The following is a 21,572-nucleotide window of genomic DNA, read 5'->3' on the forward strand; positions in this document are numbered from 1 at the left end:
AACTATTTTTTATCAGGCAGCCAAGAATCATAGAGAGGGTGATTCTCTGAGATAGGCATTGCAGTGGGGGAGTGAGTGCGTTGAGACGCATAAGCCGCTGTCACCAATTCCATTGAAGTACGCGCATCTTCAACCGTTACCGGAGGTTTCTGACCCGTATTCAGAGCCTCGGCGAACAGTTCAAATTGGCGGGTATACCCGTCCTCTTTTTCTTCATACTCTGCCAGTGCGTCATCGACTTTCTTCTGATGCTCTTTATCGTCGCAAATGAATGTCCACGGATCCCGCTGAACGTGGTAGGGAGCGCGAATACTTTCTGCGGTCAGATTACTGAAACAAAACCGCAGACGAGAAATCTCTTCGCATGATCCAAGGGTCATCGACAAGGCGGCCAGCGAACCATTTTTCATTCGAACAGAGAGCACCGATGTGTCTTCGACTTCAATGTCGTTTACCAACGTTGCATTGTGAGCAAATACCTGATCACACGGTCCGTGAATATAATTGAGCATGTCATGAGCGTGGATAGCATGCCCCAATAATCCACCGCCAAGCTCTGTTGCCCAGTGCCCACGCCAGTCTACTTCATAGTAGTCTGCACCGCGCAGCCAGTGAGTTTCTATTGTCGTCATGTAGGGTTTTCCGGCTAAACCCGAATCCACCAGCATTTTCAGTTTTTGTAGCCCGGTCCCATAACGATACTGGAAAATGGGCATCAGCCTTTTGCCTGTTTCACACTCAATTTGAGCGATTTGGTCGCACTCCGAGAGCGAGCCAAAAAGTGGCTTTTCGCAAATCACGTGTTTACCCGCGCGCAATGCTTTTACGCACATCTCAAAATGCAGATTCGGTGGCGTGCAGATGTCGATAATATCAATATCTTCGCGAGAGAGTAGGGAGTCGAAATCGGTTGTGTGCTCTTCAATGTCAAATTCTTTCATTAGCCCTTCGGTACGGGGGTCGTCCCGTGTGCACATGATTTTGACGTTGAAAAATCGATCAGTCCAGCGAAATCCCGTCAAGTGAAGGGCGGCGATGCCTGCGCCAACAATGGCGACATTGTAGGTCTTACTCATATTATTTAACTCCATTTACCCGTGTGGCGTTGGCTTGTGCTTCAAGTGAAAGTCGGCATACTTCGAAGATATGCGCCTGACTCATGGCGGTTTCGGTGCGGTCGCGCACATCGTTGAGGAAGTTTCTAAAGTACTCCAAAGGTACGCCTGAGCAATCCATGTGTTCCATGCCGTTATCGTCAACGATAAACAAGTGGTCTGCCCCCTCTCGACCTGCAATATCGACGTATTTCCGGAGCTCAATGTAACCCTTGGTCCCGAGAATGGTCAGTCGCCCGTCTCCCCAACATGGCAGCCCTTTAGGGGTGAACCAATCCACGCGTACATAGCCCGTTGCGTTGTCCGATCGCAGTATAAAGTCGCCAAAATCCTGAAAATCAGGATGCTCGCCAGTGCCAAAGCAACCCACTTGTGCCGTAACCACTTCCCCCTTACTTGACCCAGTGTAATAAAGAAATTGATCGACCTGATGGCTGGCAATGTCATTGATGATGCCGCCAATTGCTTCCATGTCCCAGAACCAGTCAGGGCGCTTGTTCATGGTTGCCAGACGATGAGGTCCAATGCCAAGCGTCTGTACTACTTTTCCAATTCTACCCTCCTGCACAAGATGACCCGCCTTAACGGCGGCTCGCACAGTGTGCCGCTCAGTAAAACAAATGGAAAACATTCGCCCTGTTTCTTTTACAGCGGCACGTGCACGCTCCAGTTGTTCAAATGTGGTTACGCCGGGTTTATCCAGCATGACGTCTTTGCCCGCCCGCATCGCTCTGATGGCGAGGTCAGTTCGTTTATGCGGGACAGCAGAAACACTGATCACCTCAATGCTTTTGTCTTTCAGTAACGTTTCCGCGTCTATCTGGGGAATAGACGGATAGGTTTCTGCGATGAGTTCGATTAAATCGGGTGTCGTTGAAAGCGGATCGTATCCGACGAATTCTGCACCCGCCTCAACCAATCCGTTGATATGATCAAATACGTGTCCGTGATCGATGCCTATAGCGGCGAATTTAGTCATTGTGAGTTTCCTAACTTTGGTATTTGAAAATTGAGAGATTAAGAGCGTTAAGGAGCCTTATTTGGAATTGAATGTGGTGTGTATCCAATGGTTTCGTCCTTCTCATCAAACAAGCGCCAGCGCTCTGGGTGAGGGGTGATTCTCACTCTGTCATCCGTTTTAACGCTGCTTTGCCCTGGCTTGTGGATGAGGATGGGTTCACCTGTCTCAAATTCACAGTGAATGTAGCTATCAGAACCGTGATGCTCTGCGACAAGAACGGAGGCATCCCAACCCGGCTTTTCTGGCTCCAAATGCACGATATCTTCAGGCCGGATTCCCAGCTTCACTCTTTGTTCTTCCTCTAGCCGCATGTTATTGCGCGGAAGACTGATAGGGTTCAGATCATCTCCGGTAAAAGTGAAATTCTGCTCGGTGATGTTGCTGACGTGCCCCATTACGAAATTCATCTGTGGTGACCCTATAAACCCAGCCACAAAAGCGTTTTTGGGGTTGTTATAGAGCTCAAGAGGTGAGCCAATCTGTTCTATATTTCCGCTGCGTAGCACCACGATTTTGTCTGCCATAGTCATGGCTTCAATCTGATCGTGAGTTACGTAAATCATGGTGTTTTTCAGACGTTTATGGAGCTTGGTGATCTCCAGACGCATCAATACCCGAAGTTCCGCATCAAGGTTTGACAAAGGCTCGTCAAAAAGGAAGATTTTGGGATCTCGGGTAATGGCTCTGCCAATGGCGACACGCTGGCGTTGTCCGCCAGACAGCTGCGTGGGTTTGCGAGTCAGTAGCTGATCAATTTGCAGCAGCTTGGCTGCGTTGTTGACCCTTTCTTCAATTTCGTCTTTGGGCATTCGAATGTTTTCTAATCCGAAAGCCAGGTTGTTGCGAACTGTCATATGCGGATATAAAGCGTAGGACTGAAACACCATCGCGACTCCGCGGTCGGCCGCTGCTTTGCGAACGACACTTTCGTCGTCGATACAAATATCCCCTGATGAGGTGGTTTCCAGCCCCGCAATCATGCGCAGCAATGTGGATTTTCCGCAGCCAGAAGGACCAACGAATACCACGAATTCTCCCGATTCAATTTGCAGGTTCACATTGGGAATGACCTGAATGTTGTCGAAAGTTTTATTGAGATTTTTTAATTCAAGATTTGCCATGCTTGGTTGTATTCCTTTACTACTTAACGCCGCTGGAGGCGATCCCTGTGGTAATAAAACGCTGTAAGAAGATGAACGCCAGAGCCAGCGGAAGTGCGGTCAGACAGGTCATTGCCAGCAGTAAGTCATACTGAATTCCGGTATCGTCCTCGTAGGAAGCCAGCGCTAACTGCAGCGTAAAGTTCTCAGGTTTGGTCAAAATGACGAGTGGCAGTAAAAAGTCGTTCCATCGCGACATAATGGAAAATATCGCCACAACCGACAGTGCCGGAGTCGAGAGCGGCAACATGATTCGCCAGTAGATCTGCCACTCGCTGGCGTGATCCATACGCGCCGCATCCAGAAGTTCATCCGGTATCGTCAGCATGTACTGACGCAGCAGGAATACGCCGGTTGGGGTGGCAATGGAAGGCAGAATGATCCCCCATAAATTGTTGTAGAGACCAAGCCCTGAAACAATCATGAAGATGGGCACCAACACCACGGTTGCGGGTACCATCAATACAGACAAGATCATCAGCAAAGCCATATTGCTGCCCCTGAACTGATACTTCGACAAGGCAAATGCAGCCATAGAGTTGAAGATCAAGGTCAGTACAGTTGCGACTAACGTGATGAAGACGGAGTTATAGAGGCTCGAATAAATACTGTCTCCCGCAAACTTAAACAGACGGGTATAGTTTTCGAGCGCAAAATGCACACCTCGTATGGGTTCAGCTTTGTTGACATCAACAATTAGCCGACCGGCAGCTGGATTTTCCGGGTCCACCATTTGTGCCCGAATACCGACTCTTCGTATTTGAGCCAGCACCCGGACACTGCCGTCTTCTTCGGTGACCTCAAACAGTGGAAGAGGTTTTTCAAAACCTTCGACGACGACAGTTTCAGTCTGCATTGGAAGAATGGTTGGCGGATACTCCAGAAGATTTCCCTGTGTTTTGAACGAAGATATGACGACCCAGAGAACGGGCAGCAACATCACGAACACTCCGAGTAACAGATAGCCATAGGTTACGTAGTCCGACCAATGCATTTTCTGTTTACCCCGACGGGCTTTGAGTATGGAACCTATACCGACAAAACGGCGTTCCTTAGGTAAAGAATGCTGTAACATCAGTGGGTTTTCCTTGTTGCTCGAAGTTGTAGGATCGTGAATATCAGCAGCACAATCAGCAGCATGAGAGATGCCGCAGCTGCGAGCCCATAATTCGATGGCTTCACTGCAAAACCGATTTCATAGATGTACTGAACCATTAACAGAGTGGCTGAACCGGGTCCGCCTCCCGTCAGTACGTACACTTCATCAAATGTCTGGACTGAGCGCAGAACTGCCAGTACAAACACCACCAGAAGGACTGGGCGCAGGAGTGGCACCGTGATTTTCCAAAAGACTCGCCATGGGCTGGCGCGATCAAGTTTTGCTGCTTCGTAAACATCGACTGGAATGGACTGAAGCCCAGCCAGAAGAATGATCATGAAGAACCCCATGTGCGCCCAGACAGTGACAAAAATGACCCACGTAAAGGCATAGTCAGGGAAGACCAGCCAGTTAACAGGTTCCAAGCCGATTTCAGTCAGGATGCCGTTGAGAGCGCCATTTCGTTGCAGAATCCATTGCCAGGTAAAAGCGACCACTACGGGCGATAGCATCACAGGAAAAAAGAAGACGCCTCGGAAAAAACCGCGGGCGCGAATCCTTTTGTTCAATGTCACAGCGGTAATAAGAGCCACCGACACCATCAAGATGACCTGAAGCGGGACGAAAATGGCGCTGTTCAGTAGTGCACGCCAGAAAAGGTCCCGGGTACAGGTCGCTGGATCGGAATAATCCTCACATGCCAGAATGCTTTGGTAATTCTGTAAACCAAGGAAGTTACGTTCACTTGGCCATATGTTGTCGGTGCCTGTGACCGAGTAAAAGATATTAATGAACACAGGTGCCAGTGCGAACAGAACAATCACGATGAGGTTCGGAGTAAGGAAAAACCAGGGCATCCATTTATGCCCTATGGTTTTTTGAACCCACCTCATTGCGGGTTCAAGTAACTGTGCAGGAAGGGCCGCCATGCGACCAAACACAGTAGCAATGCCAGAGTTGGCCATATTTGCTTACCTCTTTGCCGCGAACTTACTGCGATTCAATAGCAAGTTTCACATCCGACACCACACGATCAACGGCGGTGTTTACGTCTAGCTCGCCATTTATCGCCTGACTGATTCGGGTAGTAAGCGCGTTCATCATTGCACGCTGGTAACGCCATCCTTGGTAGCGGTAGTTGGCGTCCACAACCTTTGGAATCTGGCTGATGAACATGTTTAAAGACTCAACCACTTTCTGCGGCGCGCCGGGGTATTTCAGACCATTTTTCACCAGTGATGTTGCTGCTGGCAGTTCTCTGTCGGTATTGCCAACGTACTCTACGTTTTCAAGCTGCGCTGCGAACTCCAGGAATTGCGCAACCAGTTCAGGTTCTTTGGTGTTTTTCAGGGCTACCGTCGCCCAGCCACCGGGTTGAGAACTGCAAGCCGCTGGTCCACATGGCGTTGGAATGACCTTCCATTCGAAGAAATCACCCACCTCACTTTCCATCTTCTTAATCAGCCATGAGCCGCCGAAATAGAACACGGCTTGAGCATTCACAAATTCAGAAAACAGCTCTCGGTGAGTTGAACCGCCAACTGCCCCCCACAAATCAAGTGGCATGGTTCCGTCTTTATGCCATTCAACGAATTTAGACACTGCTGCGCGAAGACCTTCGTCACCAACGGGCATGCCTTTGTCGTTAACCAGTTCAGCTCCGTAGCTGGTAGCCAGAGCGGCAAAACGGTGACCGGAGCGGTCCATAAACATGGCTGCGCCAACTTTGGTTTTGTCGCGAACTTTACGCGCTGCTTCCGCCCATTCGTCCCAGGTCGCTCCCTCTTTAGGAATGGCAATACCTGCCTGTTCAAACAAGGTCAGGTTTACAAAAGCTCCGCCAAGTGAAATGCCGTTTGAGTAGCCGAAAATCGCATTGTCCTGCCCTTCAACTCTCAGATAATCCAGGACACGACCGTATTCACGTTCGAAATAAGCCTTGTCTACGTACTTGGAAATATCGAGATAAAACTTGTTTAAGCCGCCAAAGTCCGTGATTTGCGCGATATCAGGTCCTTTTCCTGATGCAAGCTGCACTGGCAAGCTCTCTACCACGGTTTTGTAGGGTACAGTTTCAACTGTGACCTTGTGCTCTGGGTGTTTCTTATTAAAGCGTTCTGCGATTTCCTGTAACCGCTCAGACAGTGCCATAACGGTAATTTCCCCAGCCTGAATGGCATTGGCGTTAACAAGCAAAGTGGTAACAATCGCTGGTTTAATAAGGTATTTACTGAGTTTCATTGTGGTTCCTTCCTCTTCATTATCCTCAGATACAGTCCGTTATTTTTCTGAGAATTAAACAAATGATTCACATTTTGTTTACATTTACCATACTACCATTTCAGTTGTGGTCAAGACGGTTTCTTGTGATTTAAGAAAGGAATGAGATTACGATCAGCACATGAGCTGCATGAAAAAGAAAGAAAAGGAAATATATTTAGAAAGATAAGAAAACACACAAACGCTGCCCGAAGGGTTCGGCTAGAAGCGCTTTACTCTTTGTTGCAAGACCTTTGCTTAGAATGACTAGGCTAAACTCTTGCGCCGCGATTAAATCGCTTCTAGCTCGAACAAAATTTAACCGCGAAAGGTCAACAGCCCCTAATGAAGAGAAGCTAAAAATCTGCAAGTGCAGAGCTTGGTAGGTAGCTATTGAATACTGCGCCTGAAGGTGGCAGGGGGAACGCCGACGTACTTGCGGAACTGTTTTGAAAAATAATAAACATCACTGAATCCCAAGCGATGAGCAACCTCTTTAATGGCGATGCTGCGGTCAGCAATCAGTAGCCGTGCTGTTTCCATTTGAAGTTCAATGAACCGTGCGTGTAATGACTGCCCTGAGACGTCTCGAAATTTGCGTCTCAACGTACTCTGCCCCATACCCAGAGTTTGAGCGAGTTCATCGTAATCGGGTTTGGCAAAACGATGTGCGAACAACCAGTCGTCTACCAATGCGAGAAAATTATCTTTTTCTGGTAGTCCGTATCCTCCATCCTGCAACATCAGTAGCATTGCCTCAAGAAGATGATTTGCAACCATTTTTCCTGTCTTATCGTTACGGCGGGCGTAAGTCAGAATTCGGTCGAAGTCTTGTGACAATGCTCCGATCCGACCGATGCGAATAGGAGAGCAAGGCAAGAGTCCAGACTTGAGCCAGCTATTCACATCAGTACCTCTAAAAGCCAGATAGCGATGATCCCAGTGACCGTGTTTTGGACTGGCATGGAAAATAGTATGGGGACCTGGCCAGGCTGCCCAAACCCAGGCTCCAGACAGGTGGTAGCCGCGATTACCGTAAGACAGGTCAATCGCTCCAGAAGTCATAAACTGAATCGAGGCGTAGCCCTGAAATACCTTGTCCACCGCCCCTGTACAGTGCGGGACATGGTCACAGTGCATGAAGGTTAATTTTTTGTTAATCATCGAGCAAAAATTACAAAAATTGATAACAATTGTCCATTTTATTGTGAACGTTGCGTGGATACGATCGAACTTAATAGGTCGGAAAATAACCAAGGACAGGAGAAAATCATGCGCAACACTTCGCAACTATCAGATCCTATATCGCCCTTAGAACTTAGCCCGGAAGAGATTGAATTTTACAAAAGTGAAGGCTGGTTGCTTTTACCCAATCTACTTAAACCTGAATTTGTGAGCAGCATACGCAACGATATTCTTAATGTTGTAAAAGAGCTCGGAACACAGTCACAAGATTTGAGCCAAGCCAGTGATACATCGCATAAGCTCATTCAGACATCGCAATATCTGGCGGGATCGCCCATAGATTCTTTTGTGAATAGCCCTAAACTCAACTCAATTGCAGCGTCTCTTCTTGGGGGCATTGCTCATCTATATATGCCCTTTACCGCAGTAAAAAGTGCCCGGGGTGGGGGAGAGTTTCACTTTCATCAGGACAACAACTACACCACATTTGAAAATGGAATGCATGGAGTGAACATCTGGTTTGCGCTGGTGGATATGGTTCCTGAAAACGGATGTCTGTGTATTGAGCCAAGGACTCATTTGGATGGCACTTTTGCATCTGAGAATGTTGGTCAGGGGGATCATCACAGACGTATTGCCTACGAACCCAAAAACTACCTGCCTGTAAGAATGAGGGCGGGGGATGCTGTGGCGTTTTCCCGAATTACGGTTCATGGTAGCGGTAAAAACGTTACCGAGGAACCTCGCGTTGGTTATTCGGTTCAATTTCATCACGAAGATACTCAAGCTACATGGGATGGACAACCCAAACGCCCACTAAAAGGTGCCAATCGCTGGCATACGACACCAGTTCAAGCCATTGAAATGGCAACCGAACCTGACGACGGTTAACACCTTTATATAGCCTCAACGACAAAAGCCGCTATATAGATATAGCGGCTTTTGTCGTTGACTCTAAGGAAGCATTATTCAAAGAATGCCCGTTTCAGACCCATTTCTAAGCCCCTTACTTCTGCCAGTCCTTTTAAGCGACCAATGGCAGAATAGCCGGGATTAACCTTCTTTTTGAGATCGTCTAACATCTGATGACCGTGATCCGGGCGCATCGGAATTAAACGGTGATCGCCTTGTTGGGCTCGGCGATGCTCTTCTCCCAGAATGGCCTTCACCACGTTGTACATGTCCACGTCACCACCGAGATGTGCTGACTCATGAAACGTTTGTGGGTTACTTTCCTCTCGCTGCGTTGAGCGTAAATGAGTAAAGAAGATTCGGCTACCGTGCTTTTTGATCATCTTCACCAAATCATTGTCACCTCGCACACCATAAGATCCGGTGCACATGGTCAACCCGTTCATCTTGCTTGGAATTTCATTCACCAGCCAGTCGATGTCCTCCAGGGTGGACACGATTCTTGGTAAACCAAGAATAGGACGCGGGGGATCATCAGGGTGAATCGCCAGCTTCAAGCCGTGAGTCTCACACACAGGGATCACCTGTGAGAGGAAGTAAGCCAAGTGCTCGCGCAACTTGTCTTTGCTGATTCCCTCATAACGGTCTAACTTAGCCTGCAAGTCAGTAAGTGTGTACCCTTCTTCTGTTCCGGGTAACCCTGCAATGATGTTGTTGGTTAGCTTCTGAATCTCGGCTTCAGTCATTTGATTAAAATAATCGAGTGCCTGCGCCTGTTCATTGCTGGTGTATTCTTCTGCAGCGCCTGAACGCTTGAGGATGTGAAGCTCGAAAGCGGCAAATGCTATCTGGTCGAAGCGCAGAGCTTTTGAACCATCAGGCATTTCATATTCAAGATCGGTCCTTGTCCAGTCTAGTACTGGCATAAAGTTGTAGCAGACGGTGTCGATACCACACTCCACAAGATTGCGTAACGTTTGTTTGTAGTTATCAATCCACAGCTGGAAATCTCCGGTCTGAGTTTTGATTTCTTCGTGGACGGGCACGCTTTCAACCACTGACCAGGTAAGACCTTTTTCTTCGATGATCGCTTTACGTTTTAATATCTCCTCTTTGGACCATATTTCTCCATTCGGGATGTGGTGCAGGGCATTCACTATCCCTGTCGCTCCCGCCTGACGAATATCGTCCAGTGACACAGGGTCGTTAGGCCCGTACCACCGCCAAGTTTGTTCCATGGAATTAACCTCTTATGCTCACGTAGCTTTTAATCCTTTTCTACCTGGTGAAAAAATGCGTTTTACAACGCGTTATCGTTTTGATTGGGATCTTGGGCTTCCCCTCAATCTTTCTTTGTGTTCAGTGATATAACCGGATTGGAACTGAACAAGTAGCCATCAAAATCAGGGTCATCAATGTCGGACAGCTCTAACAGGCGATGTTTGACATTTTCAAGGTGTTGCCACATGGCACTTTTGGCTGCAATAGGATCTTTACGCTGTAATGTAGCGAGGATTTTGGCGTGATCGTCTAACCACTCTTGTCGGTAGTCTTGACCTACGATGTGAGAATGAAGTTTCTTCCACATCGGGCTGTTTTCGCGTCGTTCCCAAGATTGTTTCAGCATATCCACCAACACAGAGTTTTGAGTGGCTTCTGCTATGCACATATGAAACTTTTCATCACCACTGTGTTCCTTCGCACCCGTTGCCAGTTCCTCTCGTTCCAGTTCGAGAGCGGCTCGCATTTTTACGATGTCATTAGGGGTAACTTGTGTTGCTGCAAACTCGGCAATATTACTTTCCAGCAATTGACGAGCCTGGAGCATTTCGAATGGACCAGCGTCATCGCTGATCGCATTCTCTCGGGAGCTTGGCTGAGATGGAATATCGATAACGTATACACCAGAGCCTTTTTTCACCTCAACCAGATTTTCAAGCTCGAGCATGATGATTGCTTCACGTACAACTGTACGGCTGACGTCGAGACGTTCTGCAATATCGCGTTCAGGTGGTAACCGGTCTCCTACTTTGTAGTGACCTTCGATCAGTTCTTGTCTTAAGACTAAACCAGTTTCTTGATACGGTCTTTTCGGTTCAAAAAGCATCATGATGATATTATCGCTATATTCCAACTCACTTATTTCGCCATCATAACGACCAATGAAAATTGGTCAACCTCTTCGTGCCAGAATGTGGCAACCCTTGTTTTTATGGCTATTAACCCTGTGAATTACTGCACTGCTTTGATTTGCTCAACCAGTTTATGTAATTCAGGATTGTTCTTTTCTATGTCTGTGTACATGGATTGAACGGCTGCAACAAATGGGGCTTTGTCTGGCTCTACAAACGTAACGCCAATCTTATTCGCTTTCGCCAGCTCTTTCGCTTCAGACTCTGCCCATAGCTTCTTCATATATTCAGAAGAGATGGCGGCTGCATCAGCCAGTGCCTTTTGTTGCTCTGGTGTCAGTTTATCCAGACTTTTGGTAGAGATAACCAACACGTCTGGCACCATGGTGTGTTCGTCCAGGCTGTAGTACTTAGCCACTTCACTGTGGCGGCTCAGGCTAAATGACGGGATGTTGTTTTCCGCGGCATCGACAACACCTTGCTGTAATGCCGTATACAGTTCACCGTATGCAAGAGGTGTTGGGTTACCACCCAGTGCTTTAACCATTGCAATCGCTGACGGGCTTGGCTGCACGCGTACCTTAAGACCTTTTAGATCGGCAGGTGTATTGATTGGTTTGTTGGTGTAGAAGCTGCGTGCACCTGCATCGTAGTAGGTGACACCAACGAAGCCACTATCCGCAGAAGAGTTTAGAATTTCTCGCCCTACCGCGCCGTCGGTGACTTTGTAGTAGTGGTTTTTATCTCGGAATAGGTAAGGCATATTGAAGGCTGAGTAGGCGGGAGAGAACGCTTCCAACTCAGCAGCATTACTCTTCACCATGTCCAGAGCCCCATTCTGCATCAGCTCCATTGATTCGCGTTGTGTACCTAACTGCGCATCTGGGTATATACGAATGCGTACTTCCCCATCTGTCATTTCCCGAACTTCTTTCGCCATAAGATCCATTGCTTTATGTACAGCATGGTCACGGGGGTGATTATGGCTTAGTTTCAAAGTGGTCGCAGCGTAAGCAGAGAAAGCTGTACCAAAAGCGACGACAGCACCTGCTGCTGTGCTTAAAAGGATCTTATGTTTCATCATTTTCATACTCCATTGACTGGTTGCCCAATATGTAGGGGGAATTTGTTTTTGGGCAACATTTCCTGTTCCGAAATCATTATTGGTGCTTAAAAAGCGACCTGTCAAAGCAAAATATCACATTGGTTGACCAATATCACAATTAGTAGGGTTTTATTGGTCAACCAATATTTTTGTGAATCGACGCACGTGACAAGCGTATTGTCTAAATTATAATCTACCCGGAAAAGGCATTGTCGTTGACTACCCTTGTGTATAAGCAGGTGATAGTTATTGGTACACCAATTTCTGTAGGATACAGTCATTCACTAGAAGGAAAGCAAAATGAATAAATTGGTCAAATGCATCAACAGGGGGCTGGGTATCTTTACCATTTCCCTGTCGACTTTCCTCGTCTTTTGCGTTGTCTGGCAAGTACTGTCCCGATACGTAATTGGCAAACCAAGCACCATAACGGATGAACTTGCCCGTTACCTTTTTATGTGGGTCGCACTCATTGGCGCGGCATACACCACAGGTCTTAAACGCCATCTGGCTATCGACTTACTGACGATGAAGCTGCAAGGAAAACGAAAGCTGATTAATGAAATCGTTATTCAGATTGCCATTGCGCTTTTCTCTTACGTGGTTCTAGTACATGGAGGGCTTCAACTGGCATTGAAAACTCTGGCGACTGGTCAGGTGACACCAGCGCTTGGTTTAAAAATGGGCTACATCTACTTCTGCCTTCCTATTAGCGGCGTACTGATGATCTTCTATTCGGTCGTGTTTGCTTCTGATCGCATCAGACAATTGAAGTCTGGCGAAGTACTACTTACTGACAACCAAACGGATTAACAAGGAGGTCTCAATGGAATGGCAAGTAATTCTTACCTTATTTGGTAGCTTCGCAGTTCTTTTGGCGATTGGTGTGCCAATTTCTTTCGCTATCGGTTTATCTTCATTAGCCACCATTTTAATGAGCCTACCGCTAGAACCGGCTATTGCAGTGGTGGCACAACGCATGGCCGCAGGCTTAGATAACTTTGCTCTGTTAGCCATCCCGTTCTTTATCCTGGCAGGAAACATCATGAACCAAGGCGGCATTGCTCTGCGCCTGATAAATTTTGCGAAAGTGTTAGGTGGTCGCCTACCTGGTTCTCTTGCACACGTAAACGTGATGGCGAACATGATGTTTGGTTCGATTTCAGGTTCAGCGGTGGCTTCGGCCGCAGCAGTGGGGGGCACTATGTCTCCGCTGCAGAAAAAAGATGGCTACGATGAGAACTTCTCGGCAGCAGTCAATATCACCTCGTGTCCTTCGGGCTTGTTAATCCCACCAAGTAACACCTTAATTGTATTTTCATTAGTGTCAGGCGGTACATCTATCGCCGCTCTTTTTCTGGCCGGTTACATCCCCGGTATTCTGATGGGGCTTAGCATTATGGTGGTGGCGGGTATTATCGCGAAGCGCCGCGGCTACCCTCTTTCGCAGCGACCGTCACTGGCGATAATTTGGGATACGTTCTTAAAAGCCGCTCCTTCTCTGGCACTTATCATGATCATCATGGGCGGGATCATAGGCGGTATTTTCACTGCAACGGAAGCATCCGCTATCGCGGTGGTCTATACATTCATTCTTGCCGTATTGATCTATCGTGAAGTCAGGTGGCGCGATATTCCTGGGATCATACTGGAATCCGCGGTGACGACCTCTATCGTGTTGCTACTGGTTGGTGCTTCGATGGGGATGTCGTGGGCGATGGCAAACGCTGATATTCCTTACATGATTGCAGATGCACTTCTGGCGATTTCCGATAACCCACTCATGATTCTGCTGATCATCAACATCATCTTACTGATAGTTGGGATCTTCATGGACATGACCCCCGCGATTCTAATTTTTACACCCATCTTTTTACCTATCGCGTTGGATATGGGAATCGATCCGGTTCATTTCGGCATCATGATGACCTTTAACCTAGCTATTGGCATCTGTACGCCACCAGTTGGGAGCGCACTCTTTATCGGTTGTTCTGTGGCAAACATTTCCATCGATAAGATTATTAAGCCGTTGCTTCCTTTCTACGTTGCGCTAGTGGCAGCGTTAATGGCAGTCACCTTTGTTCCTGAGCTAAGCCTGTTTCTACCTAGGCTGATTCTTAACTATTAATTCTTAAAGAGATAAACACCCGTAGGTTTACCTTCGGTAAAAGGAATACATCAATGAAGACGATTTCCAATTCAACTCTCAAAGAGCACGTTCAGGTGCCAGATTATGACCGCTCTGCTCTCCAAAGCCGTATTGTTCATATTGGTTTCGGTGCGTTTCATCGAGCGCATCAGGCACTTTATACCGACGAAATGCTCAGTAAATCGGGTTCGGATTGGGGCATTTGTGCCGTTAAGCTCTTTAGCGGCGCAGAGTTTACGCAAGCGTTGCGCGAGCAGGACCACCTATTCACCGTGCAGGAAAAAGGGGCACAGACGACAGAAGTGAAAGTCATCAAGTCTGTGACGGAATCTCTTCACCCCAAGCTGGATGGTATTCAGGCGGTGATAGACAAAATGTGTGAGTCCCAAGTGGCGATCGTTTCATTGACCATTACCGAGAAGGGGTACTGTGTGGACCCGGCGACGGGCACTCTGGACAGAAACAACCCTGCGGTGTTGGAAGATCTCACCAGCCCCTCAACCCCCAAATCGGCGATTGGCTACATTGTTCAGGCACTGAGTATCCGGCGCGAAAAAGGGCTTGGATCGTTTACTGTATTGTCTTGCGACAACATGCAGGAAAACGGTCGGGTCGCCAAGGCGGCGGTTCTTGAATTTGCCCGGTTACTCGATCCAGAGCTGAGTAACTGGATCCGAGAGAATGTCTCGTTCCCCTGTACCATGGTCGATCGGATAGTTCCTGCTGCAACAGAAGATACTCTGGCAGAAATAACCGAACAGTTGGGTTGCAATGACCCCTGTGCCATTGCCTGTGAACCTTTCCGACAGTGGGTCATTGAAGATGATTTCGTGGCTGGAAGACCGGACTGGGATCTGGCTGGCGCAGAGTTTGTTGAAGATGTATTGCCTTACGAAGAAATGAAACTGCGTATGCTTAACGGCAGCCATTCGTTTCTGGCGTATTTGGGGTATCTGTCCGGTTATAAGTACATCTCGGATGCGATAGCAGATTCAAATTTCCGGCAGGTGGTGCTCGACTTAATGATGCTCGCGCAGTCTCCTTCCTTGAACATGCCGGAAGGCACAGATATAGAGGGTTACGCTAATCGTTTGATTGAGCGTTTTTCCAACCCAAACCTCAAACACCAGACCTGGCAAATCGCGATGGATGGAAGCCAGAAAATTCCGCAGCGCTGGGGTGGCAGTTTGCAGTTTCATCTAAATCAAGGATCGGAGTTCTCCTGGCTGGCAACCGCAATTGCAGGTTGGATGCGATATGTGTCTGGCGTGGATGAGCAGGGGCGTTTGATTGATGTGAAGGACCCGATGGCAGATACCCTCAGACAGATCTGTGATCATCACGGGCTGAATCCGTCAGTGGTGCCTGCACTGCTCGACATCGACACGATTTTCTCTCCTGACATTGGGAAAAATCCGAAGCTGATTGATGCAGTCAGTTCTGCCTATCAATCTTTGCTGGATAACGGTGCTCGTATGACGGTTCAGGCATTGGTGAGATAAAAGGAAGCCAATATGAAAAATTTTCTGTGTGAAGACTTTTTACTTTCGAATGAAACGGCGCGTCGGTTGTATCATGACTACGCTTCTCATCAGCCTATCTACGATTATCACTGCCACCTAAACCCAGCGGATATTGCCGAAAACCGGCAGTTTGGCAATCTTTCCCAAATCTGGCTGGAAGGCGACCATTATAAATGGCGTGCCATGCGCACCGCGGGGATTGAAGAGCATTTTATTACGGGTAAAGCCAGTGATTACGACAAGTATTTGGCATGGGCAAAAACCGTTCCTAAGACGCTGGGCAACCCTTTGTATCACTGGACACATTTAGAATTGCGTCGTCCATTTGGGATAACTGACGTGCTGCTTAGCCCAGAAACTGCGGATGAGATCTGGCAACAGGGCAATTCGCTGTTAAGCACGCCAGAATTTTCGGCTCGGGGCATTATGCAGCAAATGAAGGTAGAAATGGTGGGGACGACAGACGACCCCGTTGATTCTCTGGAGCACCATTTGGCGATTGCTAAGGACGACACATTCGATATTAAGGTGTTACCAAGCTGGCGGCCAGACAGGGCGTTTAAACTAGAGCAGGAAGGGTTTTCTGATTATCTGCAAGCATTGGGAGAAGCATCCGATATTGAAATTCACCGTTTTAATGACTTGCTGAAAGCACTTGATATACGTCTGGCACACTTTGACCGGCACGGTTGCCGAGCCGCGGATCATGGCATTGAAGTGGTTCGGTTTGCGCATATTCCTTCGGAGTCAGACTTGGATGCGTTGCTGGCTCGTCGTCTGAATGGCGACATCCCCACCGAGTTAGAGAGTGCTCAGTTTTCTACTGCGGTTCAGGTCTGGCTTGGCAAACGCTATGCCGAGTTAGGTTGGGTAATGCAGATGCACATTGGGGCTCAGCGAAACAACAATACCCGAATGTTTCATTTGCTGGGAGCAGATGCAGGGTTTGACTCCATTGGAGACCGCCCGTACGCATTTGAATTAGCTCGCCTGTTGGATGAAATGGATAAATCTGACCAGCTTCCCCGAACCATTCTTTATTGTTTGAACCCGAGGGACAATGAAATGGTGGCGACCATGATTGGCAACTTTCAAGGAGGAGGCATCGCGGGAAAAGTGCAATTTGGATCGGGCTGGTGGTTCAATGACCAGAAAGACGGTATGCAGCGCCAGCTTGAACAGCTTTCTCAACTCGGGTTACTCAGTCAGTTTGTGGGAATGCTGACCGACTCACGCAGCTTTCTGTCTTACACTCGCCATGAATATTTCCGACGCATTCTGTGCGACATGATAGGGCGCTGGGCAGAAAACGGTGAAGTACCAAACGATACTTCACTGCTGGGTGCTATGGTTGAGGATATCTGTTTTGGCAACGCAAAACGCTTTTTTGAGTGTCGTGAATAGGGTCTACAAGCCCCATACACTCAGACGTTTTGCATTCCAAAGCTGAGGCTACCTTAACGTTTTGGTAAATTAGCGATCGCGTCTGCCATCTCTAGGAGTTTGTCCAGAATGCACTCACCGTCGACACCGATACCGTTGTGCTCGTATTCGTTGGTGATCCACGCTTTGCTGTTTGGAATGCCGACCAGAGTTTCCCGGCTGTAGTCCATTTCAACGTACATGTCGTCAGCGTATACAGCGCATGCTACTGGAACTGTATTATCTGCCAATTTTTCTACGTCATACAGGTTGCCCCAGTCGGCTTTCTCTGCCAACGAATCTGCCGCTTGTTTAAGCGGCTGCAAACCCTTGAACTGGTCGAACATCCACGGATAAACCATTTCTCCGGTAAACAGGAAAGGTTGACCAGATTGGTAATGGAATTCCGGGTATTCATCGCGAACTCGATGTGCCGACCAAGAAGAAGCCTCACCCTGGTTATATATCGATTCATGCAACAGGGCGTAAATCGGGTTGGTGTGGAAGATTTGCTCCTGAAGCATGGCATTCAAGAAACCAAAGCTTAGGGTTTCCTTGCCACCCACGGTGACAAAAGCATTTTCTAGCAAGTAGTACATAGGTACGTTAGCACCGCTTCGACCCAGATTCGCTCCGATTAACTGGAATTGTTCCACTGTAAATAGCTGACCATTCGGCAGGACGACGTCATTGTTCAAAATAAAATCGGCAATCTTCTGGCATTGCGTCTGCGCAGAAGGGAACTGAGCAAAAAACGCATTGTTCTTATCGGTTACTCGCTTGTAGGTTGCGCGGTAGACGTCGTCTGCATGGCGAACCAAAGATGGAACACCTCCTGTAATAAGCGAGCGTTCCAGTTTTTCGGGGAACATCGATAAGTAAGTTAAAGAGCAGAACCCGCCAAAGCTTTGCCCGAGGATGCTCCATCTCTCAACACCAAGCTTTTCCCTGATGGCTTCGGCATCGCGAACGATATTATCTGCGCGGAAGAGGCTTAAATATTCGGCTTGCTCTTGCGGGTTTTTTCCTTGCAGCGTTTGGAAAGTGATGACACTGCTGTTACCTGTGCCACGCTGATCAAGCAGTAAAATACGGAACTGTTTCAGGGCACGTTTCACCCAGCCAGAAGCACCATCGACACGAGGAGAGGGGAACCCAGGACCGCCTTGAAAGTAAACCAGCCATGGTAAAGACGCTTCATCGGCATTGATGTCGACCAGCTCTCTGGCAAAAACGGAAATGGTGTCGCCATTCGGGTTTTGATAGTTCAATGGCAATTCAAAGGTGTGTGGACGAAATCGCACTTGTCCTTCAATAAATTCTGATCGCACTTTCTTCTCCTTCCATATGAAAGCGACTGTCCACCCCAAGATGAGCAACATCTTGAGGCTATTGGTGCGTAAAGTATCAGAATTTGGCGTTAGAACCCATTAATTCCTAATGCGATAAACAGTCCAAGATTGGCAATAAAACCAATGATATAGAAATAGCTGCGTGGGCTAGGGTTACGTTCTGTTGCAATTACGTAGTACAGCGCCATGTGAATCAAACGTGCAATGGCATAAATCCAGACAAAGACGGCCAGTGTGGTAGGAGACATGCCTGCAAAAATGCCAAGTATGGCTGGGACAACAAACACCACTACATTGTCGAGTGAATTTTGATGCGTACGGTGACTGCGGAATACGAAGGATTCGTGACTGAGTTTGCTGTCGACGATACCCGGAACATAGTGGCTCTGTTTGCGGTGAGCAACAGAGGCAATGATCGCCTGAACCAGAACGGTGAACAAGATCAGCCATAACCCCCAAAGGGATAACGCGTATTGAGAGAATAATTCAGCAAACATACAAACCTCTGTGGTATTAAAATTAAGTTGCGCGCAATATTAATTGCGCGCAACTTAAATGTAAATAGATTGCGCGCAATTTAATTGGTTTTTGAGTTGCTACATGAGCTGACCCTAGCTACGAGTTTCGCAGCGTATTGGTTCAGTATATTAGGGGCAAAAAAAAGCCGCTACAGGAGCGGCCAGAGAGAAGTAGAGAGTGGTGTTACTTGCAAAGTTTTTCCTTCATGAAATACATGTAAGCATCTTTGTCTTTATTATTTTTCGCGACTTTGATCACTTCGTTGATTTGATCATTGTTGAACCCTTGAGCTTGACCCGCACGGAACACCATTGCTGGTCTGTTTTCGTAAACGTGCAGGTACATTTCATCCAGTGCAGTTTCGCATTTGTTTTCTTCTGCGAATGGAATGCCTGCGATGCTGTCCATCGTAGGAATAATGGAATCATTTGGATCGGTTGAAACACAGCCAGTTGCGGTCATTGCAAGAAGCACTGCGGAAAAGAACTTTTTCATTACTCGATATCCTCAAAATAATATTTGTTGTCTTTTTCTGTGCCGCGTTCCTTTAGCACCAGAATGTTTTTGGAAAACGAAAACACCAGTTTGCGAGCAGGGTATTCGTAGACGTGTGACACCAAGTCTTCCTTGTGATGAATGATGGTTTGCGCCATACCTAGCAGTGCTTGCAGCTCCTGAGGGCTAGACTGACCTGTGACCAGTTCCTGAAGAAGAGTTTCAGAACGTTGAAGATCTGTACGTGTCTCGTTTGAAGCGTTGGATAGCATTGCGGTTATGGTTACCTTGTCTGTTCATTCCAGCATCCTGATTGGATGGCTAGGGTCATTTGCGGGGTGAATGCTAGCACGCAGAAAATGTGAGCTGTGTAAGGGTTTGTAAGCAGAAAATGGTAAAAGCACTTAACGCGATCTTAAGGTTATGTTTGCAAAACTGATTTGATACTCAATTGTGCTGCCAGCTCCTGACAAAAACTGGCAACTTTTTAGCGTAGCCTGAGCGTAACTTGAGAATGTAAGCAAAGAGGAATTGATTCATGGATGAACAAATACAAGGTGTGTTTGACCAGTTTCCAAAGTCTGTAAAAGAACATTTGCTTCAGGTTCGAACTCTGATTTTTAGCGTGGCAGAGGAACATCAGCTTGGCAGTGTGGAAGAAACATTAAAGTGGGGGCAGCCCAGCTACATGGTCAAAACTGGCAGTACTGTTCGCCTTGGTTTTGATAGAAATGACCCACAAACCTATTGCGTCTATTTTCATTGCCAGACAACACTAGTGGAAACATTCAGAGAGCTGTACGGAGATGAAATGGAGTATCAGGGAAATCGTTCGATTGTCTTTCGTATTGATAAACCACTCGCAGAACCTCAGCTCAGACATTGCCTCTATCTCGCTCTAAATTACCATAAACTCAAACATCTACCACTACTGGGAGCTTAAACCAACCCTATGAATACTGTACTCATTTCTGCCGCCTTCATGAGCTTTACGGCTGCTTTTCTGCATGGTTGCATTGTGTTGGGTGGTCCTGACTGGTATCGGTTTTTTGGTGCCGGTGAAGCCATGGCACAAATGGCAGAAGAAGGACGTTGGTATCCGCTTCTGGTTACCGCAGCGATAGGGACAGTGCTGGCAACGTGGGGAGTATTCGCGCTTTCTGGCGCGGGTCTGGTGTTCCCACTTCCATGGACAAAATGGGTGCTTCTGGGTATCACCTTAGTGTATTTGGCTCGTGGAGTACTGGGTATTGTCGCGGTGAACTTCATTGACCATCCGTACCTTATTGAGCTTCGGGCACAACAAACGTTCATGTGGGTAAGTTCGGTGATTTGCACTGTTATAGGCATCACCCATGCCGTCGGGCTTTATCAGGTATGGGCAAAACTAAATTAGTGGACGACTTAAAGAAGGAATTGTCCCATTTTTGAGAATGTGTGCCTTTTTTAGGTATTTCTTATAGATGCACTCGCCAGTGAAATCAGGCAGGGATAAATTGGAATCGTTATATCGATGTGACACGGAGAGTCATATGAAGTCATTTTCGGGTGAATTTACCATAACCGCATGGGATGAGAGCACCTATGTAGAACGAGAAGGCGGGTTTAAACAATCGTTGGCGACCGTCACGCAAAATTATCGCGGTGGCATTGAAGGGGCAGGTGAAATCCAGTATCTCATGTGCCATCAAGCGGCAGACCATGCCGTTTTTGTTGGCTACGAGATCATTACAGCGACCATCGATGGCAAAGCAGGCTGCCTGGTAGTTCAGCACAATGGTAAATTCGAAAAAGGCGTGGCGAGCAGCCAGATGGTGGTGGTTCGCGATTCCGGTACTGGAGAGCTGCAAGGAGTAGAAGGCAGCGGGCATTTTCATGCTGAAGAGTCTGGAAGAGCGCTGTATCAGTTCACGTTAAAGTTTACCTAAGCAACAGAATATATCTTCTTTTTCCGGCTAAGTTGATAGTTGATTTAAGCTTCGTTTTTACAAAGCTTCGCTGCTTATCGCATGTTTTTCACTTCTTTTTCTTGTGTTTATTGTCAAAATCGTTTGAGGTTGCTTATTGGATGATCAATGAATCGATCCTATACTGGATCAGGATGATCGACCATAAGAAGAACGA

At 47.5% G+C, this 21,572-nt stretch carries 22 protein-coding genes; 8 read left to right on the forward strand and 14 right to left on the reverse strand.

Annotation, left to right across the window (positions count from 1 at the left end):
- Positions 1–2: 2 nt before the first annotated feature.
- From RH89_RS16060 to RH89_RS16090, 7 genes are all read right to left on the reverse strand, one after another.
- Entirely contained in the window at positions 3–1,076 is a 1,074-nt protein-coding gene (locus tag RH89_RS16060) for a Gfo/Idh/MocA family protein (protein WP_004404169.1), read from the reverse strand.
- 1 nt (position 1,077) lies between these two features.
- Positions 1,078–2,094: a Gfo/Idh/MocA family protein gene (locus RH89_RS16065; protein WP_004404170.1), complete on the reverse strand. Its 1,017-nt coding sequence runs from the start codon at positions 2,092–2,094 to the stop codon at positions 1,078–1,080.
- Between the two features lie 47 nt (positions 2,095–2,141).
- A complete protein-coding gene (locus RH89_RS16070; protein WP_004404171.1) occupies positions 2,142–3,257 on the reverse strand; it encodes an ABC transporter ATP-binding protein in 1,116 nt (371 codons plus the stop codon).
- 19 nt (positions 3,258–3,276) lie between these two features.
- Complete coding sequence (locus RH89_RS16075) at positions 3,277–4,371, reverse strand: carbohydrate ABC transporter permease (protein WP_004404172.1); 1,095 nt, start codon at positions 4,369–4,371, stop codon at positions 3,277–3,279.
- Positions 4,371–5,360 (reverse strand): carbohydrate ABC transporter permease, encoded by a 990-nt coding sequence (locus RH89_RS16080; RefSeq protein ID WP_004404173.1) that lies wholly within the window; start codon positions 5,358–5,360, stop codon positions 4,371–4,373. Before RH89_RS16080 ends, RH89_RS16075 begins: the two co-directional genes overlap by 1 nt.
- Before the next feature lie 25 nt (positions 5,361–5,385).
- Positions 5,386–6,636, reverse strand: coding sequence for an ABC transporter substrate-binding protein (locus tag RH89_RS16085; protein ID WP_004404174.1), 1,251 nt, complete (start codon positions 6,634–6,636; stop codon positions 5,386–5,388).
- 408 nt (positions 6,637–7,044) lie between these two features.
- On the reverse strand, positions 7,045–7,818 hold the full coding sequence (locus RH89_RS16090; RefSeq protein WP_004404182.1) for a helix-turn-helix transcriptional regulator: 774 nt from the start codon (positions 7,816–7,818) through the stop codon (positions 7,045–7,047).
- A 108-nt stretch (positions 7,819–7,926) separates the two neighbouring features.
- On the opposite strand from RH89_RS16090, the gene RH89_RS16095 reads away from it, so the two are divergent.
- Entirely contained in the window at positions 7,927–8,730 is an 804-nt protein-coding gene (locus RH89_RS16095; RefSeq protein WP_004404188.1) for a phytanoyl-CoA dioxygenase family protein, read from the forward strand.
- Positions 8,731–8,804: 74 nt separating this feature from the next.
- Here RH89_RS16095 and uxuA read toward each other — a convergent pair whose 3' ends face one another.
- The 3 genes from uxuA to RH89_RS16110 all read right to left on the reverse strand — a co-directional run bounded on the left by uxuA (position 8,805) and on the right by RH89_RS16110 (position 11,967).
- Positions 8,805–9,989: a mannonate dehydratase gene (gene uxuA / locus RH89_RS16100; RefSeq protein ID WP_004404190.1), complete on the reverse strand. Its 1,185-nt coding sequence runs from the start codon at positions 9,987–9,989 to the stop codon at positions 8,805–8,807.
- A gap of 104 nt (positions 9,990–10,093) precedes the next feature.
- Complete coding sequence (locus RH89_RS16105; RefSeq protein WP_038146334.1) at positions 10,094–10,885, reverse strand: FCD domain-containing protein; 792 nt, start codon at positions 10,883–10,885, stop codon at positions 10,094–10,096.
- A 98-nt stretch (positions 10,886–10,983) separates the two neighbouring features.
- Positions 10,984–11,967 carry a TRAP transporter substrate-binding protein gene (locus RH89_RS16110; RefSeq protein WP_004404195.1) on the reverse strand — a complete coding sequence of 328 codons (984 nt, stop codon included), beginning with the start codon at positions 11,965–11,967 and terminating at the stop codon, positions 10,984–10,986.
- 321 nt (positions 11,968–12,288) lie between these two features.
- Between RH89_RS16110 and RH89_RS16115 the strand changes: the two genes are divergently transcribed.
- The 4 genes from RH89_RS16115 to uxaC are packed head-to-tail and all read left to right on the forward strand — an operon-like array spanning position 12,289 to position 17,064.
- Positions 12,289–12,801, forward strand: a complete 513-nt coding sequence (locus tag RH89_RS16115; RefSeq protein WP_004404196.1) for a TRAP transporter small permease — start codon at positions 12,289–12,291, stop codon at positions 12,799–12,801.
- 13 nt (positions 12,802–12,814) lie between these two features.
- Entirely contained in the window at positions 12,815–14,116 is a 1,302-nt protein-coding gene (locus tag RH89_RS16120) for a TRAP transporter large permease (RefSeq protein ID WP_004404200.1), read from the forward strand.
- A 53-nt stretch (positions 14,117–14,169) separates the two neighbouring features.
- Complete coding sequence (locus RH89_RS16125) at positions 14,170–15,639, forward strand: mannitol dehydrogenase family protein (RefSeq protein WP_004404202.1); 1,470 nt, start codon at positions 14,170–14,172, stop codon at positions 15,637–15,639.
- A 12-nt stretch (positions 15,640–15,651) separates the two neighbouring features.
- The gene (uxaC, locus tag RH89_RS16130) at positions 15,652–17,064 is read left to right on the forward strand and encodes a glucuronate isomerase (protein WP_004404205.1); all 1,413 of its coding nucleotides are present in this window, start codon (positions 15,652–15,654) and stop codon (positions 17,062–17,064) included.
- 53 nt (positions 17,065–17,117) lie between these two features.
- On the opposite strand, the gene RH89_RS16135 is transcribed toward uxaC, so the two are convergent.
- The 4 genes from RH89_RS16135 to RH89_RS16150 all read right to left on the reverse strand — a co-directional run bounded on the left by RH89_RS16135 (position 17,118) and on the right by RH89_RS16150 (position 19,720).
- Entirely contained in the window at positions 17,118–18,413 is a 1,296-nt protein-coding gene (locus tag RH89_RS16135; RefSeq protein WP_004404208.1) for an alpha/beta fold hydrolase, read from the reverse strand.
- Between the two features lie 89 nt (positions 18,414–18,502).
- Complete coding sequence (locus tag RH89_RS16140) at positions 18,503–18,931, reverse strand: MAPEG family protein (protein WP_004404211.1); 429 nt, start codon at positions 18,929–18,931, stop codon at positions 18,503–18,505.
- Between the two features lie 205 nt (positions 18,932–19,136).
- On the reverse strand, positions 19,137–19,448 hold the full coding sequence (locus RH89_RS16145) for a hypothetical protein (protein WP_004404215.1): 312 nt from the start codon (positions 19,446–19,448) through the stop codon (positions 19,137–19,139).
- Positions 19,448–19,720, reverse strand: a complete 273-nt coding sequence (locus RH89_RS16150) for a hypothetical protein (protein ID WP_004404218.1) — start codon at positions 19,718–19,720, stop codon at positions 19,448–19,450. The genes RH89_RS16145 and RH89_RS16150 overlap by 1 nt, the downstream gene beginning before the upstream one ends.
- A gap of 266 nt (positions 19,721–19,986) precedes the next feature.
- Between RH89_RS16150 and RH89_RS16155 the strand changes: the two genes are divergently transcribed.
- From RH89_RS16155 to RH89_RS16165, 3 genes are all read left to right on the forward strand, one after another.
- Positions 19,987–20,391, forward strand: a complete 405-nt coding sequence (locus RH89_RS16155) for a DUF1801 domain-containing protein (protein ID WP_004404220.1) — start codon at positions 19,987–19,989, stop codon at positions 20,389–20,391.
- Positions 20,392–20,400: 9 nt separating this feature from the next.
- Positions 20,401–20,844 carry a hypothetical protein gene (locus RH89_RS16160; protein ID WP_004404223.1) on the forward strand — a complete coding sequence of 148 codons (444 nt, stop codon included), beginning with the start codon at positions 20,401–20,403 and terminating at the stop codon, positions 20,842–20,844.
- A 136-nt stretch (positions 20,845–20,980) separates the two neighbouring features.
- Positions 20,981–21,376, forward strand: a complete 396-nt coding sequence (locus RH89_RS16165) for a DUF3224 domain-containing protein (protein WP_004404224.1) — start codon at positions 20,981–20,983, stop codon at positions 21,374–21,376.
- The last annotated feature ends 196 nt before the right edge of the window (positions 21,377–21,572 follow it).

The organism is Vibrio nigripulchritudo ATCC 27043, assembly GCF_000222685.1.
GTDB classification, from domain to species: domain Bacteria; phylum Pseudomonadota; class Gammaproteobacteria; order Enterobacterales; family Vibrionaceae; genus Vibrio; species Vibrio nigripulchritudo.